The sequence below is a fragment of the Chitinophaga sp. genome (genome assembly GCF_035538455.1).
Taxonomy (GTDB): domain Bacteria; phylum Bacteroidota; class Bacteroidia; order Chitinophagales; family Chitinophagaceae; genus Chitinophaga.
In genome coordinates this window covers 1-19074 of record NZ_DATLKJ010000232.1, presented here as the reverse complement: position 1 = coordinate 19074, position 19074 = coordinate 1, and the positions used below count along the sequence as shown (strand labels likewise).

General features: G+C 46.0%; 15 protein-coding genes. 5 read left to right on the top strand and 10 right to left on the bottom strand.

Translation table 11 applies throughout. The features are described 5' to 3' along the window. Nucleotides 1-59: 59 nt before the first annotated feature. Nucleotides 60-1061 carry a D-alanine--D-alanine ligase gene (locus VM802_RS27210; RefSeq protein WP_325536695.1) on the bottom strand — a complete coding sequence of 334 codons (1002 nt, stop codon included), beginning with the start codon at nucleotides 1059-1061 and terminating at the stop codon, nucleotides 60-62. Between the two features lie 159 nt (nucleotides 1062-1220). After that, nucleotides 1221-1568 carry a 4Fe-4S dicluster domain-containing protein gene (locus VM802_RS27205; protein ID WP_325536693.1) on the bottom strand — a complete coding sequence of 116 codons (348 nt, stop codon included), beginning with the start codon at nucleotides 1566-1568 and terminating at the stop codon, nucleotides 1221-1223. Between the two features lie 91 nt (nucleotides 1569-1659). Between VM802_RS27205 and VM802_RS27200 the strand changes: the two genes are divergently transcribed. Both VM802_RS27200 and VM802_RS27195 read left to right on the top strand, forming a co-directional pair. Further along, complete coding sequence (locus VM802_RS27200) at nucleotides 1660-2658, top strand: acyl-CoA reductase (RefSeq protein ID WP_325536692.1); 999 nt, start codon at nucleotides 1660-1662, stop codon at nucleotides 2656-2658. Between the two features lie 290 nt (nucleotides 2659-2948). Beyond that, on the top strand, nucleotides 2949-4526 hold the full coding sequence (locus tag VM802_RS27195) for a trypsin-like peptidase domain-containing protein (RefSeq protein ID WP_325536691.1): 1578 nt from the start codon (nucleotides 2949-2951) through the stop codon (nucleotides 4524-4526). A gap of 256 nt (nucleotides 4527-4782) precedes the next feature. Here the strand turns inward: VM802_RS27195 and VM802_RS27190 are convergent, their stop codons facing one another. From VM802_RS27190 to proS, 3 genes are all read right to left on the bottom strand, one after another. Beyond that, nucleotides 4783-5544, bottom strand: coding sequence for a LytR/AlgR family response regulator transcription factor (locus tag VM802_RS27190; RefSeq protein ID WP_078672331.1), 762 nt, complete (start codon nucleotides 5542-5544; stop codon nucleotides 4783-4785). Beyond that, complete coding sequence (locus VM802_RS27185) at nucleotides 5541-8507, bottom strand: sensor histidine kinase (RefSeq protein WP_325536683.1); 2967 nt, start codon at nucleotides 8505-8507, stop codon at nucleotides 5541-5543. The genes VM802_RS27190 and VM802_RS27185 overlap by 4 nt, the downstream gene beginning before the upstream one ends. Nucleotides 8508-8704: 197 nt before the next feature. Continuing rightward, nucleotides 8705-10180 (bottom strand): proline--tRNA ligase, encoded by a 1476-nt coding sequence (gene proS, locus VM802_RS27180; RefSeq protein WP_325536681.1) that lies wholly within the window; start codon nucleotides 10178-10180, stop codon nucleotides 8705-8707. Nucleotides 10181-10479: 299 nt separating this feature from the next. Between proS and VM802_RS27175 the strand changes: the two genes are divergently transcribed. Both VM802_RS27175 and VM802_RS27170 read left to right on the top strand, forming a co-directional pair. Beyond that, nucleotides 10480-11496, top strand: a complete 1017-nt coding sequence (locus VM802_RS27175) for a hypothetical protein (RefSeq protein WP_325536679.1) — start codon at nucleotides 10480-10482, stop codon at nucleotides 11494-11496. Between the two features lie 145 nt (nucleotides 11497-11641). After that, on the top strand, nucleotides 11642-13198 hold the full coding sequence (locus tag VM802_RS27170) for an OmpP1/FadL family transporter (RefSeq protein WP_325536677.1): 1557 nt from the start codon (nucleotides 11642-11644) through the stop codon (nucleotides 13196-13198). 42 nt (nucleotides 13199-13240) lie between these two features. Here VM802_RS27170 and miaA read toward each other — a convergent pair whose 3' ends face one another. The 5 genes from miaA to VM802_RS27145 form a co-directional block, all read right to left on the bottom strand. Continuing rightward, the gene (gene miaA / locus VM802_RS27165) at nucleotides 13241-14155 is read right to left on the bottom strand and encodes a tRNA (adenosine(37)-N6)-dimethylallyltransferase MiaA (RefSeq protein WP_325536675.1); all 915 of its coding nucleotides are present in this window, start codon (nucleotides 14153-14155) and stop codon (nucleotides 13241-13243) included. A gap of 5 nt (nucleotides 14156-14160) precedes the next feature. After that, the gene (locus VM802_RS27160) at nucleotides 14161-14742 is read right to left on the bottom strand and encodes an IS1096 element passenger TnpR family protein (protein WP_325536673.1); all 582 of its coding nucleotides are present in this window, start codon (nucleotides 14740-14742) and stop codon (nucleotides 14161-14163) included. Nucleotides 14743-14848: 106 nt separating this feature from the next. Further along, a complete protein-coding gene (locus VM802_RS27155) occupies nucleotides 14849-16285 on the bottom strand; it encodes a CCA tRNA nucleotidyltransferase (RefSeq protein ID WP_325536671.1) in 1437 nt (478 codons plus the stop codon). Nucleotides 16286-16354: 69 nt separating this feature from the next. Continuing rightward, nucleotides 16355-16930, bottom strand: coding sequence for an L-threonylcarbamoyladenylate synthase (locus VM802_RS27150; protein ID WP_325536669.1), 576 nt, complete (start codon nucleotides 16928-16930; stop codon nucleotides 16355-16357). Beyond that, the gene (locus VM802_RS27145; RefSeq protein ID WP_325536667.1) at nucleotides 16931-18070 is read right to left on the bottom strand and encodes a glycosyltransferase family 4 protein; all 1140 of its coding nucleotides are present in this window, start codon (nucleotides 18068-18070) and stop codon (nucleotides 16931-16933) included. A 76-nt stretch (nucleotides 18071-18146) separates the two neighbouring features. On the opposite strand from VM802_RS27145, the gene VM802_RS27140 reads away from it, so the two are divergent. After that, entirely contained in the window at nucleotides 18147-18959 is an 813-nt protein-coding gene (locus VM802_RS27140) for a 2,3,4,5-tetrahydropyridine-2,6-dicarboxylate N-succinyltransferase (protein WP_325536665.1), read from the top strand. The last annotated feature ends 115 nt before the right edge of the window (nucleotides 18960-19074 follow it).

The window sequence follows — 19074 nt, the reverse complement described above, 5'->3', positions numbered from 1 at the left end:
TAAACCGAATGAGCGCTTGGTAATAAAATCAAACACGATATTTATATTAAGTGTGATAGTTAGATTGATGAATGCTCCCTCATGCACTCTTCCAGGAGGGTACCGTAAAACTCGGTTAGCGTCATACCGGAAGCACGTACCTGCTGGGGGACCAGGCTGTTTTCAGACTGCCCAGGCATAGTATTCGCCTCAAGGAAAAATAATTTGCCGGTAACTTCTTCGTGAATGAAATCAATACGGGCAATACCTTTGCAGTTCAGCTTATTATACAAAATAGTAGCTGTTTGCCGCACCAGGCTCGCCACTTCTTCAGATACCGGAGCAGGTGTGATCTCATTGGTAACACCAGGAGTATATTTAGCTTCAAAGTCAAAGAATTCTTTGCTGCTTACTATCTCTGTGATTGGCAGGGTATGTACCTGACCGTTGACACGGTATAAACCGATGGTCAGCTCCCGGCCTTTGATAAACTCCTCGATCAGCACCTGGTGATCTTCTTTAAAAGCCTTTTCCAGGGCCGGTTGCAGTTCCTCTGCCGTTTTCACCTTCGACATCCCGATGCTGCTTCCACCTTCCGCAGGCTTAACAAACACCGGTAAACGCAACTCCTTCAATATCTCTGCTGTCCCATAAGGCTGGTTATCGAAAATATGTACTGATTTAGACACATTCACCACGTCCAGGGCAGCCACCACTTTATTGCAATAGCTTTTATTGAAAGTTACCGCTGAAGCAACCATACCACAGCTGGTGAACGGAATATTCAACATTTCAAAGTAGCCCTGCAGGCGGCCATCTTCCCCGGGCGTACCATGTATGCCAATAAACACCGCATCAAATTTTATTTTCTGACCGTTGATCGTCAGTGAAAAATCATTCTTGTCAATTTCTTGCACACTTCCATCTGCTCCTGTATAACGCCACCCTTCTCTTGTAACGATGATTTTATAGACTGCATACTTGCTGTTGTCCAGGTTGTTTTCGATGGTTACAGCACTCTGTACGGATACTACATATTCTCCGGAATATCCGCCGGCTACCAAGGCTATGTTCTTCTTCATAAGATGCTTTACAATAAGCGGGTAAAGTTAAAGGTTATTTGTTAATTGTCAACAGGCGCATAACTACATTCACCGGGCCTGTGGCATTATCCGTCAATATACATAAAAAAACCGTCCGGGCCGGGCCTGAACGGTTCTTGGTCATAATTTCACAGTATTTTAAATATGCAGCCTGCTCTTCTTTTCCATCAGTTCATCTACTGTTTCCTGGTACATTTCATCAGGCACACAGCAATCAACCGGGCAAACTGCCGCGCACTGCGGCTCTTCGTGGAAGCCCTGACATTCCGTACATTTGTTGGGAACGATATAGTAGGTGTCAACACTGATAGGCGCATTACGAAGATCAGCATCTATCTGGGAGCCATCCATCAGGGTGTAGGAGCCTTTGACAGTAGTACCGTCAGCAAGAGCCCATTCCACACCACCTTCATATATAGCGTTATTGGGGCATTCTGGTTCACAGGCGCCGCAATTTATACATTCATCAGTTATCTTAATTGCCATAGAGTAAACTTTTTGTTTAAGTAGTAAGCCATTAATTTTGTGGCAAAAATAAAATTTTCCCGGTTCTTAAGTTAAATATTTATACAGTTTCATGAACATAGCAGAAAAAGAAGCAGCGCTGGTGCGCCTGGGCAAGTATCTGGCCAGCAACAGCGAGGAATTGCAGACAGTTAAGGAGCGCGCTTTTGCAGCAAATGGGTGGTTTATTCCCGAATTCATAGACCAGTCTCTGGAAAATATCTGCCGGTATTTCCTCGAGCCTGCTGCTCTGCAACAGTGGCTGCAACGCTATCCCGCAGCGGCCAGTAGCAGAGCGCCTAAAAAAGTAGGGATCGTTGCTGCAGGTAACATCCCCCTCGTAGGCTTCCACGACTGGCTCTGTGGCTTCCTCAGCGGCCATCAGGTAAAAATGAAATTATCCTCCAAAGACGAGATCCTCATGCGGCACATCTTCAACAAAATAGCCGAATGGTATCCTGAAGAGGCCGGACAGACAGAGGTACTCGATATGCTGAAAAACTGTGATGCCTATATCGCTACCGGCAGCAATAACTCTGCACGCTACTTTAACTATTATTTTTCGAAATATCCCAGCATCATCCGCCACAACCGCACTTCTGCCGCTGTTCTCACCGGAGCAGAAACATCCACGGAACTGGAAGCCCTGGCAGATGACATCATGATCTACTTCGGCCTGGGATGCAGGAATGTCACCAAAGTATTTGTGCCGGAGCAGTACAACTTCGAGCCGCTGCTGCAGGCATTGCGTAAATACGATTATCTTGCCGATCATCACAAATACAAAAACAACTACGACTATAACCTCGCGCTGCTCCTGCTCAACAACAGCCAATATCTCAGTAACGGCAGCATCCTGCTGCACGAAGCTGCCTCCCTTTTTTCAGCACTCAGCGTATTGCATTACGGCTACTATAAAGATATCCGGCAACTACAACAGGACTTGCAGCAGGAAGAATCCCTGCAATGTCTTGTAGGAAAATCCTTCATTCCGTTCGGTAACGCCCAGCAGCCTACACTCAGCGACTACGCCGGCGGCGTAGACACAATGGAGTTCTTACTGAGCCTATAATACAGCCGGCGCAGGATAGCCTGAAAGCTACCCTGCGCCTGTATTTCCTTCCATCCGTACTCATCTCCCCCGACTAACAATTTGACGTTTTATTTGTTATATTGTCATACGGTCACGTTAACCTGACAGTCCCGGTTTTAAGCCTATTTAACGATTGGCTTAAAAATGTGTTAAAGTGATTATACGTTGTTGCTTTTAGGTTGACGCTGATATTAAATTTGCATAGTAGGTATGTAAATTGATTCCCTACCTGCGTTATTTTATTATTACAAGGCTAAACACACTATAATATGAAATTCAAGCAAATTGCCGCAACTGTCGCGATCAGCGCTGTAACAGCCGTTGCCGCCATATTTGTGTACGGCAGATACTTCGAAAAAAGTCAACCAGGCGCTTTTCAGAATGGCTCTAATGACACCCCCGTAAACTATGCACGTTTCATGCCCGGTGCCTCAGGAAACGCAAATGCTACTCCCCCATCAGACTTCGTAACAGCCGCCAAAATATCAGTTCTAGGCGTTGTACATATCAAAACAAAGATCAATCCCCGCCAGGTAAGCAACGGGAACAACCTTCAGAGAAAACGCAGCATCCTGCAGGATCTTTTTGGAGATGATTTCTTCGGCGATGAATTCAATGGCGGTGGCGGCGGCCGCAAATACTACATCCCGGGCCAGATGGCATCCGGCTCCGGTGTACTGATCTCTGACGATGGTTACATTGTAACCAATAACCACGTAATCGACGATGCCGATGAAATCAGCGTTACCCTCAGCAATGAGAACAAAACTTACAAAGCCAAACTGGTAGGTACTGACCCCAGTACTGACCTGGCGGTAATCAAAATAACCGGTAAGGGTTTCCCCTACCTGATGTACGGCAACTCCGATAATGTAGAGATAGGCCAGTGGGTACTTGCTGTTGGTTATCCGCTTAACCTCGACGCCACTGTTACTGCCGGCATTGTAAGCGCCAAATCCCGCTCCATTGGCATTAATAAGAGCGGCGGCAGATTGAATAATGCTATTGAATCCTTTATACAGACAGATGCCGCTGTAAACCAGGGTAACAGTGGTGGCGCACTCGTAAATACCGCCGGCGAACTCGTAGGTATCAACTCTGCCATTGCATCTCCCACAGGTTCTTATGCCGGTTATTCATATGCTATCCCGGTAAACCTCATCAAGAAAGTAGTGAACGATATCCTGAAATATGGAAACGTACAACGTGCCTACCTTGGCGTTAAATACGCTGCTCCGTCTGCTATTGCCTCCATGACTGATGATCAGCTGAAAGAGATTGGCGTAAGAAGAGATGTGAACGGTGTACAGATCACTGAAGTAGTAAACAATAGCTCCGCAGCGCAGGCTGGCTTACGCAGCGGCGACGTCATCACCAGGATCAATGGCGTTACCATTCCCGGCCCGTCCCAGATGAGCGAACAGGTAGCCAGGTACAAACCCGGTGATAAAATCAGCGTTACTTACCAGAGAGACAATAAGGAATATACTGTTGATAACGTTATTCTGAGAAACCTCCAGGGAAATACAGATGTAGTACGCATTACGGCGCTTGACCGCCTTGGTGCCGACCTGTCCGAACTGAGCAAAGACGAGGCCGCCAGTATAGGCGTTCGCGGCGGTGTCAAGGTAAATGACATCGGCAACGGTATACTGAAAAAACAAACCGGCATGGCTCCTGGCTTCGTCATCCTCAAAGCCGGTACCAATGCAGTAACATCCGTGACGGCACTCAGCAGTATCCTCGAAAAACAAAAAAATGTTCAGCTGGTAGGCTTCTACCCCGAAAGAGGTGGTAATATTTACTATTACAATATTACTACAGGCGGCGGAGCGGAAAACCTCTGATCTGCTTATATATAAAGACATTAAAAAAGGATGCCGTCTCATAACCGAGGCGGCATCCTTTTTTAAATCTTACAAGTCAGGTCTGAATAAACCAACGAGTATTAGCTAGATCTATGAAAACCCATAATGAAAATAAGATAAGTATATGATACTAGATTTCACTAACTCGTAAAGTATACGATTCTTGCCGGGAACGCACAAAAAAGCCGGTTAAGCGTATCGCCACCGGCTTTGAATAAGGTATTGTAAACAGATACTATAGGTTAATCACCCCTTTCAGCTGGGTAAAGAATTCATCTTTCTTACGGGAAGAGATAGGAATATTCTTCTGATCACTCATCACTACCGCAGTCCCTAATCCCTTTATGATCTTCACGATATGATGAATGTTGATCAGGAACGATTTGTGCACACGGTAAAATCCCTTATCAGAAAGCATTTCCTCATACTCCTTCAGTGATTTGGAAATCAGGTGAGAGACGTTGTTGATCAGCTGGATCTTAGTATAGCTGTCAAAAGCCTCGCAATAAATAATGTCTTTCAGATCAATCACATTGTACCCGTCATTAACCGGTATTACTATCTTGGAGAAGGCATTGTCATTGTTCTTTACATAATCTTTCAGTATAGACGCCAGTTCATTGAGCCGTCCCTTCTTACTCTTTTTCACTTTCTCCAGTGCATCTTCCACCTCGCTTACCTTTATTGGCTTGAGCAGGTAATCCAAAGCCGCAAACTTGATGGCCTGCAGTGCGTATTCCTGGAAAGCTGTAATGAAGATCACTTCAAAGTTCAGCACCGGGAACATTTCCAGTAGCTGAAACCCGTTGTGGGGAGGCATTTCAATGTCGAGGAACAATACGTCAATGGGGTTGTTCTTGATCATTTCTGCCGCTTCATTGATATTCTGCGCTTCACCAACTACTGTAACGTCCTTACAATAATTTTCCAAAATATTTCGCAAAATGTGAATGTTGCGGACTTCATCGTCTACAATGGCAGCTTTTATATTACTCATAACATCTTAACAATGGGAATCAGAATTTCAACTAAGGTACCTTCCTTATTGCCGAAACCAGATTTAAATTTATCAATAATTTCTAACTTTCCAACACTTCCATTAAAAGATTTTATAATCTGCAAGCGTTCCTTAATCACGCTCAGAGCGGTGGATTCATGCTTTATAAGTCTCGAACTTTTAATGCTGTTTGATTTATCCCAGCCTATTCCGTCATCATCCACAGAACAATAAAGCAGGTCGTCCACTATTTCCAGCCGGATCTCCAGGTAACCACTGCTGTTTTTGGGCGCTAATCCATGCTTAATAGCATTCTCTACAATTGGCTGAATGATCATGGGCGGTATATACACCGTATAATCCTTCAACGTTTCTTCCATAATGAAATGATATGTAAAGGAATGCGCAAACCTGATCTTTTCCAGTTCAAGGTATCTGGTCAGAAATGCGATTTCCTCCTCCAAAGGTATATACGATTTTCGTGAGTTGTTCAGCATCTGCCGCATCAGCGTCGCAAAATCCGACAGAAAGTTCAATGCCTGCTTCTCTTCCTTCTCCAAAATCAGGTGTTGTACCGAATTCAGGGAGTTGAAGATGAAATGAGGATTCATCTGGTTGGTAAGCGCCTTGGCCTCCAGCTCCGCAATCCGGCGATTGTATTCCGTCTTTCGTTTCTCAGCCTGCTTTATACGCTTCACAATATAACGCAATACTACCAGAATCAGTAATAATCCTGCCAGTAAAAGTATGCCTCTGGCCCACCATTGCTGATACCACTGTGGCAGGATGCTCACATCGAGGTTCAAAGGCTGCGACCAGCCGCTCTTATATTTACGGGCCCGTACCATGAGCTTATAGCTGCCAGGTTGCAGATCCGGGAAAGGAATGATGTTCGACATGGTCGTTACCCATCCGCTGGTAGTATCTCCCGAAAAATTGTACTGGTACTCTACCAGATCAGGTAAATCAAATACAATGGAACCAAACTCCGCTTCAAACGAAGCTTTTCGCTTATACAAGTGCACAAAATCGGTCCCGGGCAGAAAAGTACTGTCCCCATACCGGATATTACTAAGGTAAACAACCGGTGGCACCGTATCCTGGGGAATGTTATCTCCCTTAAAATAGCACAGCCCGTTCGAAGTGGCTATATATAGGGTGTTATCATCTGCATAAACACCTCTTATGTCGTCAGACATCAACCCGTCGTTGGATGTGATATTCTTGATGATCCGGCGGGTATTGATATCAATTACAGAAACACCCTTATTGGTGGCTGCATACAGATGATTCCTGCCATCGTAATACAATTGCTGGCAAATATCACTGGCAAGGTCATTGGATGTAGCGATGTGCTGAACTATCGAATCATTATGCATCACATAGATTCCTTTGTCGCTGGTTCCCACCCAGAGATAACCACTGATCCATTTGAGATCTTTGATGCTCATCTTACTGGAATCCACATTCCCGACCCGTTTCAGCTGTCTGTTATTATCCGTACAGAAATAGAGCCCGCTGTTGGTACCTACGTAGTAGGCAGAATCATTGATGCAGCTTACCGAAGTAACGATGATATCCGTTACTTCTATTACATAGTCATTCAGCGCAATCACCTGGTTCTTAGCCGCAACCCTGATCTTTCCGGAAGGAGAAATATCAATATCCTTCAGCATTACCACAGGCTTCCGCGACATAACTCTTCCTGTGACAGTATTGAATTCCAGGAGACCGTTATCAGTTCCTATAATTACCTCATTTTCACGGTAAGGCAGAATGGTATGCAGGCTGTTGCGACCACTGGCAGAATCCAGCATGTACTTGCGGACATTACCACTGTAGTCAATGGTATTGAGGATGCCTGCATTCTGTCCTATCAGCAACATATCGTTCTTTTTATCCTTGCAGATACTGAAGATAGAGTGGGAATAAAGGCCGTTGGTATTGTCCAGGTAACTGAAATAGAAATTCTTGTAGGGGATATTATATACACCATCACCGAAGGTGGTGATCCAGATGTTGCCGTCTTTGTCTTTAAGAATCGAAGTGATATAATGATTATCCAGGAGTTTGGTGATCTTTTTCTCTCCTTTAAAAAAATCCTTCACATAATACAAAGCACGCCGGGTACCGATCCAGAGGTTGTTCTTATCGATACACATCTCGCTGATATCCTCACGTATCCCCCAGTCGGCGCCATTGAAAAAGCATACGGCGTTCTGTGCAGTATAGGAATACATGGTATTACGGAGTATCACCACGGTATGTTCACGAATGCTGTCAACCAGTTCCTGGTCTGCTAACGGGTACGGACATACGGAAGTTACCTTCTGTTCAGGGTTGTTAGGATCTTTCAGGCTTTGCAGCGAAAAAGAGTTCTGCAGCGGCCGGAATACCCCGTAGTTACGGATGAGAAAAAAGAGATCGCTCTCGGAAGCGCCTAGTTTATCGTAGGTAATTTCTTTGCCATTGTATTGCACCACGCGATTGTTGGTATTGAGGAACCAGATAAGCTCGCTTTGGTTCTTGCCATTGCTTTTGCCTCTGTTTTGATCTTTACTTTCAAAGGCATACTGCATGTAATGGGTACGGCTGTTGAATCTGAGGGTGCTATCGTTGTCCTCGTTATGGATGACCGACTTGGCGTAAAAGGATGGTTTACCATTAAGGGTGAAGAACCAGAGGCGGCCTTTGGAATCAGCGGCCAGCTTGATGACATCATTATCTGTCAGCCCGTCTTTCTTCGAGTAGTTGCGGAAACGCTTTCCGTCGAACTTGCTGACGCCGGTGGGTGTTGCAAACCAGATGAAACCATCTTTGTCCTGTACAGCTGCATATACTGTAGCATTGGCCAGTCCATCTTTCACGTTATAATTGCGGATCATCAGTCCCTGAGCCAGGGAAGCTGTAACCGTGCAAAGCATGACCAGCAGACACGAAAGTATATGACGGAATAAGGACATCAGACTATAACTGTGATTTATATGATTATTGTGATTATCCTGATTACAATACCTGATGTTTGATGATTGAATTGAAATATGATGATTGAAAAATGAAATATTTTATAATGATAAAATTTTTCAGACAATAACACTATAAAATAATTTCATTTTTCAATCATCAACAGCATAATCCCATCAACCATGTGGTATCACAGTTAGTAAGCTCTTGCGAACAATACCCTTTGTTTTGAGGGTTTGCCTGTCAGGATGCAGACGCCGTCTTCCTGTGGGTTATTCAGTGGAATACAGCGAATGGTGGCTTTAGTGCGTTCCTTAATCTGTTCTTCTGTTTCGGATGTTCCGTCCCAGTGGGCAGAAACGAAGCCACCTTTTTCATCCAGCACTTTTTCAAACTCTTCAAAGGTGTCCGCTTGGGTGATGTGACTGTCGCGGTATGCTTTTGCCTTATTGAAAAGGTTCTGTTGTATTTCTTCCAGTAGTTCACTGATGCGGCCTGGCAAACCATCGAGAGAGAGGCTCATTTTCTCCTTTGTATCGCGGCGGGCAACTTCAGCAACATTGTTTTCAAGATCCCGGGCGCCGATAGCGATACGAACGGGAACACCTTTTTTCTCATGCTCGGCAAATTTCCATCCCGGGCGGTTATTATCTGTATCATCGTATTTAACGCGGATACCAGCACGTTTCAATTCAGCTACGATGGTATTTACTTTTTCATCAAGGGCAGCCTTCTGATCAGCACCTTTATATATTGGCACAATCACCACCTGGATAGGCGCCAGTTTCGGAGGCAGCACCAGACCTTCATCATCGCTGTGTACCATGATCAGTGCACCAATGAGACGGGTGGAAACGCCCCAGGAAGTAGCCCATACATACTCCAGCTTATTTTCCTTATTGGAAAACTGTACATCAAATGCTTTGGCAAAGTTCTGTCCAAGGAAGTGGGAAGTACCTGCCTGCAGCGCTTTACCGTCCTGCATGAGCGCTTCTATACAATAAGTATTTACGGCGCCGGCAAATCTTTCGTTTTCGGATTTAATGCCTTGTATTACCGGTACAGCCATGAAGTTTTCAGCGAAGTCAGTATATATGCCAAGCATCCTCTCAGTTTCTTCAATGGCTTCTTCTGCGGTAGCGTGGGCAGTATGACCCTCCTGCCAGAGGAATTCCGCGGTACGCAGGAAAAGGCGGGTACGCATCTCCCAGCGCACAACGTTGGCCCACTGGTTTATCAGCAGAGGCAGATCGCGGTAAGACTGAATCCAGTCTTTATAGGTATTCCAGATAATCGTTTCAGAGGTGGGGCGCACAATGAGCTCTTCTTCCAGTTTAGCTTCCGGGTCTACCACCACGCCACCGCCATTGGGATCATTTTTCAGGCGGTAGTGGGTTACTACGGCGCATTCTTTAGCGAATCCTTCTACGTGTGCAGCTTCGCGGCTCAGAAAGCTTTTCGGGATAAATAACGGGAAATATGCATTCTGGTGGCCCGTTTCCTTGAATTTGCCATCGAGTACGTCCCGCATAGCTTCCCACAGTGCAAAGCCGTAGGGTTTAATTACCATGCAGCCTTTCACAGCAGAGTAGTCTGCCAGGCTGCCTTTCAGCACCAGATCGTTATACCATTTTGCGTAATCTTCCGAACGGGCTGTGATCTCTTTACTCATAAATAAAATAACTAATTTATATATCCCTATTTATAAACAAATAAACAAACAATTTTTCTAGTTTAAATTCTCCGGGAATAAGCCGGAAAATATTATAAACTGGCTTAATTTTTGTCCGATATTTAAAAAGAAAATGTTACAAACCTACATGAAAATCATAAAGGTGCAAATAGTTACAGAAAATAAAATAAGGCCCGTGCGTAACACGTTGTAAATGCCTTGTATTGTAACTTTGCAGGCAACAGTTTCGTTTTAAAAGTGTAAATTTACTATAAGATCACGTTTAAAATATATTTCAGATGAAGCCTATACTATATATCGCACTGGCCGGTACGCTCGCACTGGGCGCCTGTTCCAGTACTTATAAAGCGACCCACACGCCGGACGATGTATATTATTCTCCACGTCAGGAAGCTAATACCTATGCCAGCAATGGCTCCAACGGTAATTCAAGACAGGATGAAAATACCCGGTATGTGCAGGGAACAGATGATGAAGGAGATTATGTAACCTACCAGGATGACGATCAGGGCGATTACCAGCGCCGTCTGAACCGCTTCGGCAGAAACAGTGATTATTCCGGCGGTTACTGGGATGGCTACAACGCAGCATCCAATATGTATTTCAATAACTATTACGGTTGGGGTAATCCCTACAGCACACTCAGCATGGGCTGGGGTGGATGGGGCAGCCCATACTACGGCAGTCTCTGGGGACCGTCCCTGAGCATCGGCTTCGGCTGGGGCATGGGTGGCTACTATAACCCCTGGTTTAGCTCCGGTTATTATGGCTGGGCCGGTTATCCCTACTACGGACATTACTACAGTTACTATCCTTACTATGGAGGATATGGTCATTATTACGGCGGAGGATACTATACCCGTCCTTCCAACTCATATGGTCCTGTAAGAGCCGGTAATGAAAGGGTTATCAGGAATAATAACTTTTCAAGCGGCGGCAATGTAATCAATGGCGGCGGCGGTTATGCACGCCCTTCAAGAAGTGGTGTACAACCTGTGAACGGTGGCAATACCGGCGGTTTTGTGAACCCATCTTCCAATGACAGACCACGCAGAGTCTTCCAACAATCCGGCAATGAAAGGGTTATTACCAACCCTTCATATAATAATGGCGGCTCATGGAACAGCGGCAATAACGGCGGCGGCAACTATTCCCGTCCCCAAAGAGTTGAATACTCCAGACCAGCACCTTCTCCAAGCTACTCTCCTGCTCCCAGCTCAGGCGGCGGCCGGGTTATCAACAGCGGCGGCGGTGGCGGTGGCGGTTACGCCCGTCCTTCGAGAGGAGGCCGTTAATAAAGACTTACTGATAAGCGTAGCGTAAAAAACTACGCTTATCTTTTATAAGGACATAAGTTTTGTCATATACTTACGTTATAGCTACACGACAGATAGCTGTCTATTCCTGCAATACATCTCATTTTTTTAAGTAAATACGATTATGATTAAAAGAATTTATCCTCTTTTAGGAGGACTCTTTTTATCCGCTACAGCATTAGCACAGAGCTCTAATGATGCATTACTCTATTCTCCCAACCAACCGTTCGGAACAGCCAGAACTCAGGCACTGGGTGGCGCAGGTGTAGGCCTTGGCGGCGATTATTCCTCCACTCATATCAATCCCGCCGGTATCGGTATATTCAAAACAGGAGAGTTCCTGATCTCTGCCGGTCTGGGTCTGACCAACAATACCTCCGATTACCTCGGTAACAAACAACTTGACAACAAAGGCAACAAAACCAATTTCCAGGTGCCCAGCATCGGTGTGATATACGCCTTTAACAAATACGGCGGCTCCTGGAAAAATGTCACCCTGTCTATTGGTTATACCCGTCTGGCCAATTACAACAACAAATTCGCCATCGCAGGCTACAACGATAAGTCGTCCCTTACTGACCAGTGGGTCGATAACCTCGTAGGTGCAAGCGATCAGCAAAGCAAATCGAACTATCCGCTGGATGCCAGCCTTGCCTATAACAGCCACATGATCGTTCCCTGGAAAAATCCTACCACCAACCAGACGGAATTGCTGAGCTATGCATCCCCTACCAGACAAGATGGTGGCCCAATAGCCCTGCAACAACGCGGAATCATGGAAACAAGTGGCGGACTGAATGAACTTACGGTAGCCGTTGCCGGCAACTATGACGACAAGCTGTATATCGGCGCCAGCGTTAATGTGCCCAACGTAGTCTACAAAGAAAATTTCACCTGGTCGGAAGATGACGCCGGCACCAACCATAACAATAACTTCGGTTACTTCGATTATAACAGAGCCATGAAGCGCACAGGACTGGGTATATCAGGTAAATTCGGTATCCTGTATAAAGTGACTGACCGCTTCAGACTGGGCGCCACCGTTTATACACCCACTGCCTATTTCCTGCATGACAGCTATACAGCTGATCTGAAAAATGACCTGGAAGGGCTGGGAGCTTACCAGATCTATTCTACCGATGTTACCAACGGTTATGATGTAAGCTTCGATTATACCTACGTAGCTCCTTTCCGTGCTGCGGGCGGCGCATCCTATTTCTTCGGTGATATTACCGATCCTAAAAAAGTACAGGGCTTCATCACAGCTGATTACGAATATGTAAACCAGGGATCTGGTAAATTCAAAATCAGCGATGACAGAGGTTTCCAGAAGACTTTAAACGATAACATCAGCGCAATTTATACCTCCACATCCACAGTAAGGGTAGGCGCTGAAGTGAAATTCGCCACATTCTATGCAATAAGAGGCGGCTTCGCCTCTTACGGTAATCCTTACAGCAACGACAGCTACAATAACGGTCTGGATGGCTCCCGCAAAGTATACAGCGGCGGCCTCGGATTCAGGAACAAAGGCGTATACCTCGATCTTACCTACAGCTACACGCAAGGTAACGACAGGTTTACACCATATACCGTTTATGAGCCATCTCTTACTCCAAAGGCAGCTAAACTGGACTACACCAGGAGCAATATCGTTATGACATTAGGATTTAAGTTCTGATGAACAGGAGTTAGCTTTTAGCTTTCAGCAGGAAGCTAAAAGCTAACTTTTAATAACAGATCGGATATAATTCAGGATCTCGTCCGTTTCGCGTGAGTCAAACCATTTGATATCAGGGTCTCTTCTAAACCAGGTAAGCTGGCGCTTTGCATACTGACGTGTATGTGTTTTAATTTCCTCCACTGCTTTTTCCAGCGTAATATTTCCATCCAGGTAATCGAAAATCTCTTCATACCCCACCGTGCGCAACGCATTATGACTGCGCCAGGGCAATACACTTTTCACTTCTTCAACCAGACCAGCCTGCATCATCAGATCTACACGATGATGAATGTTCTGATGCAATAATTCTTTAGGCAAGGTAATACCTGTTTTTATAATCCGGAAGTCCCTGACAGCGCGACTGGCCGTACGAAATTCAGTAATAGAGCGGCCTGTTGCTTCCAACACTTCCAATGCACGGATAAGTCGCTGGGGATTCTGTGTTTCTGCAATCGCGTAAAAACCAGGATCACGCTGCTGCAATTGCTCCTGTAACCACGTAATACCATGTTGTGTATACTGTTCATTAAGGCGGGTGCGGATACCGGCGGGGATAACCGGCATATCGTCGATGCCATCTGTGAAAGCGCGGATATATAACCCCGTACCACCACACATGACTGCCACATCATTGCAGGAGAAGATCTCTCCGGCATATTGCAACGCCAGTTTTTCATAGACGCCTGCATTTAATTCCTCACGGATAGAATGGGAATCTATAAAATAATGCGGTACGGCCGAAAGCTCTTCCGGAGAAGGTTTCGCCGTACCAATACTAATTTCACGGTAACATTGCCTGGAATCAGCAGAAATAACAGCGGAACCAAACAGTTGTGCAATTCGTATAGCCAGAGCCGTTTTACCTGATGCGGTAGGACCGGCAATGATGATCACTGTTTTCTGCATGCTGCTCATTAAAGCTAGAACCCGGTTTCCTCCTCAGTGCTGCCACCAAATTCTTCGCCACCATCGTTACCCAAACCGTCTTCCTCACCCTCTTCACCAAAGCCCTCTTCATCCATCCCCTCCTTGTTAAGGTCATATTTTTCCTCCATTTCCACGAGCTTATCACCCACAAGACCTTTAGTACCGTATTGGCTGGGGGCTAACCCTTCCTTGCGTACACAAACAGGATAGGTAATTTTGGCATTCTCATCTTTGGAAACGCCGATCAGCTCCACGAGGAAAGCCCAGTTCTTGGCAAAGTCGTAGAGGTAAATGAATTTCTGATTGGGGTCCTTCACTGCAGCTGCGATGTGCGTCTCAGCCATCAACAACGGTACTGCCTTCCGGGGTTGCCTGTCCATTTCGAGAATGATCTCACGGCCCCGCTGCCAGTTATCATTACTGCGGAAGAAGGTTGCCTTATGTTTGGCATCGAATTCGAATGCCTGCAATATTGCGTGATGAAAATCTAAAAACGTCTGATTCGGTTTAATGGAAATGTCCCTGTAAACACTTTCATCTTCTTCCCAGTAAACTCTGAATTTCAAAACCGGCATGACAATTTGGTTATAAGTTAGATAAATATGAAAAATTATGAACGCCCTGCCAACAGCACTATTGGTAAATACCTTTCTGTAATTCTATTTGGTAAAATTACCAATTTTATTTAACAGGGGTGAGATCGAATGCTTTTGCTTTTTCCAGCAAAAAAGCAAAAGCTGCTTCAAATGTATTTGGAATTTCTCCATCGAGAATGGCTTCCCTGATGGCGTTTTTGAGCTCTCCAACTATCCTGCCGGGTTTCAGCGCGAATGTCTCCATAATGATCTCACCGGTTACGGGAGGCTGCCAGTTGCGGATACGATCGCTCTCCTCCACCTCTTTCAGTCTCTTACGTACCAGCTCAAAATTTTCGAGGTAACGTTTTACTTTCGCTTTGTTCTTGGAAGTAATATCTGCTTCACACAGAAGCATCAGTCCGTCTATATCATCACCGGCGTCAAACAGGAGTCTTCGGATAGCCGAGTCCGTTATATTCTCTTTTGTGAGGCTGATAGGACGAAGGTGCAATTCCACGAGTTTCTTCACCAGTTTCATTTTCTCGCCCAGTGGGAGCTTCATCCGGTTGAAGATGCGCGTCACCATTTTGCCTCCAACGGCATCATGACCGTGGAAAGTCCAGCCATGGCCCTGCTCAAACTTCTTGGTTGCCGGCTTGCCAATGTCATGCAGCAGGGCAGCCCAACGCAGCCACAGGTCTTTGGTATGTACTGCAATATTATCCACTACCTGCAACGTATGATAGAAGTTGTCTTTATGCCCTTTCCCTTCATACATTTCTACCCCCACCATATCCACCATCTGCGGGAAGATAATCTTCAGGAGCCCCGCCTTATACAGGAGATCCAGCCCCACAGACGGCTTCTGGGAGAACATAATTTTATTAAACTCGTCCGTGATCCTCTCCTGGGAAATAATGCGGATACGTTCTGCATTATCACAGATAGCAGCGAAAGTATCGGGAGTGATGTCAAATTGCAGCTGGGATGCGAAGCGTATAGCACGCATCATCCGCAATGGGTCATCACTGAAAGTCTGAGCCGGCGCCAGTGGCGTACGGATGACCTTCCGGTCCAGGTCTGCCACACCATCAAAAGGGTCCAGAAGTGAGCCGTAATCACCTTCATTGAGACTTACAGCCAGTGCATTGATGGTGAAATCACGACGATTCTGATCATCCTCCAGGGTACCTGCCACCACTTCGGGGTTGCGGGATTCCTGGCGATAGCTTTCTTTACGTGCACCTACAAACTCAATTTCCAGGTCGTTCCATTTCACCTGAGCAGTCCCATAGGTTTTGAAGAAGTTAACTGCAATATTATCGCCGAGACTCTCCGCCACTTTATGTGCCAGGGCAATACCATCGCCCACACACACAATATCCATATCTTTCGTTCTCCTGCCCAGCAATTTATCTCGTACAAAGCCTCCAATCAGATATGCAGGCACACCCAGGTCGAGAGCGGCCAACGCTATCTTCTCCAACATTTTCCGTTCCTGCAGGGAGCATGGAATGTCTAAAGGCTTGCTGCTGATCATATTAAAATATTCCTGTTAAAATTTGTCCTTTTGCTGAAAATCAGGGCGCAAATGTAGTAAATAAACCACTTATTCCCGGATTATCGCAATCGATCCATCTTTTCCGATGCGGATAATTCTTGAAGCTACATTATTTGCGGTTTCTTCCTGCCGGTATTTTACCACATAATCCACACCATTTACAATTGGGGCAGCAACGTCGCTGAACTGAGCCGGAGACGGATCTCCGCTGATATTAGCAGAGGTGGATACCAACGGCCTGCGCAACCGTTTAATCAAATGACGACAGAAAGTATCCTGTACAATACGGATGGCAATGCTGCCATCAGTATTGATGACGTTGGAAGCCAGGCCCAGCGCACCTTCATAAATCACAGTAGTAGGTCTTGTGAAACCCGTCAGTATATCCGTAATATCAGGAGGCGGATCAGAAACATACTGCAAGAGGTCGCGCACATCTGCCAATAGTACCACGAGGCTCTTGCTTTCACTGCGCTGCTTCAGTGCATACACTTTTTTCACGGCTTCTTCATCGGTAGCATCACAACCTATTCCCCAGATGGTGTCAGTGGGGTAAAGTATCAATCCTCCGTTCCGCAGCACCGGAAGCGCTGCTTCAATATCCGTTTCAAACATGCCGTTCATTTATTTTGATGGGGGAGTGTTCAGTGATAAATAAACGTGCATCATATCTGCTGCACATTTCTCAGATGTAAATGCCTGTGCATGTATCCGGCCTTTCTGCTTCATCTCGTCCACGAGCGCAGGTTCATTCACAACCCTTCTCATGGCGGCAGCTATGGATAAAGGCTCCAGCGGATCTACATACAACGCTGCATTACCGCCGGTTTCCCCAAAGCAGGAACCCTGTGAGGTGATCACTGGTGTATGGCTCCAGAGCGCTTCCAGTATAGGTATTCCGAAACCTTCGAACAGGGAGGGATATAATAATGCCACAGCGCCCTGATACAACAACGGTAGCTCACTATTATCAAGACGGGCCTGCTCATTCAGCCAGATAACCCGGTTTGTGAGTCCGTTGGCTTCCAGGTATGCCTTTACTTTCTTCTTGTAGCCGTTCCCGCTTCCCAGCACCACCAACGGAATATCGATGTCTCCTTTTAGTGTATGCATGGCCGTTACTATACCCAGCAGGTTCTTGCGCTCTATCACGGAACCTACATAGAGAAAATATTGTGCCGGTAACTGGTAACGTGTGCGCAATGCCGCGATAGATGCGGCATCATGCGTCACAGCAAACGCAGGATCACAGCTCTGATACACCACTGTTATTTTATCTGCTGGTGTTTTATAATAAAAGATGAGGTCCTGTTTTGTCTGTTCACTGATAGCCACCACCCTGTCGGCATATAGGCAGGCATACTTAGCCTTGCGGCGATAAGTGATCACATCAATGGGATTGTATTGAGAAGGGTATCTTTCGAAGATAAGATCATGCATGGTCACCACAGAGCGGACGCCGGTGTGGTGAATACCAAAGGGGATTTCATGACTGAGACCATGATAGATGTCCAGGTGATGCTGCTGCAGAGCCTCCACAATATAGCGGCTGCGCCACGCAGACCTGAACAAACGGTGCAACGCCTTCTCCGGCAGCACTACCGGCAGGTTGCCGGCTTTGAACATGTCAGTTTGTTTTGGTGCAAATAAATAATATTCATGCCCGGGAAAGCCCGTTACCAGCGAATTGATAAGTGTACGGCTATAGTTGCCCAGTCCAGTATTATTCTGAAAAGCCCTCTTGGCATCAAAACCAATTTTCATGGGGCGAAAATACTAAACAGAAATCACAGTAGTAATTTTATTCATTAGGTATTATGTTTGCAAAAAAATTGCGAAAATGGAATTACAACAACAAATACAGGCAGCGTGGGCAGACCGCGGACTGTTGCAGGAAACGCAGTACACAGATGCAGTAAAAGCCGTTATTGAAGCAGTAGACAAGGGTAAGCTGAGAGTAGCTGAGCCAACGGAGAAAGGCTGGGTAGTGAACGAATGGGTGAAACAGGCTATCCTGCTGTATTTTTCCATTCAGCCAATGGAGACAATGACACTGCCTCCATTTGAGTTTTTTGATAAAATGAAGCTGAAGTCCAACTATAAAGACCTGGGCGTGCGCGTGGTACCCCATGCTGTGGCACGTTACGGCGCCTACATCGCGAAAGGCTGTATCCTGATGCCTTCTTATGTGAACATCGGCGCTTATGTCGATGAAGGCACCATGGTTGATACCTGGGCTACTGTTGGTTCATGCGCACAGATCGGTAAAAACGTGCACCTGAGCGGTGGCGTAGGCATCGGCGGTGTACTGGAACCACTGCAGGCAAGCCCTGTTATCATTGAAGATGGCTGCTTCATCGGCTCCCGCTGTATTGTAGTAGAAGGTGTAATCGTAGAAAAAGAGGCGGTACTGGGCGCGAACGTAGTGCTGACACAATCCACCAAGATCATTGACGTGAGCGGTAACGAGCCAATTGAATACAAAGGCCGTGTACCAGCACGCAGCGTCGTAATTCCTGGTACCTACACCAAGAAGTTCCCTGCCGGCGAATACCAGGTTTCATGTGCACTGATCATCGGTCAGCGTAAAGCATCTACTGACCTGAAAACCAGTCTGAACGATACTTTACGCGAGTTTAGCGTAGCAGTATAAAAATACAGGTAAGCGTTTTTTCAAATTAAATTTGGTTAATTTGAAAAAACGCTTACTTTTGCAATCCGTTTTACGGAGTTGCCCAGATGGCGAAATTGGTAGACGCACTGTGTTC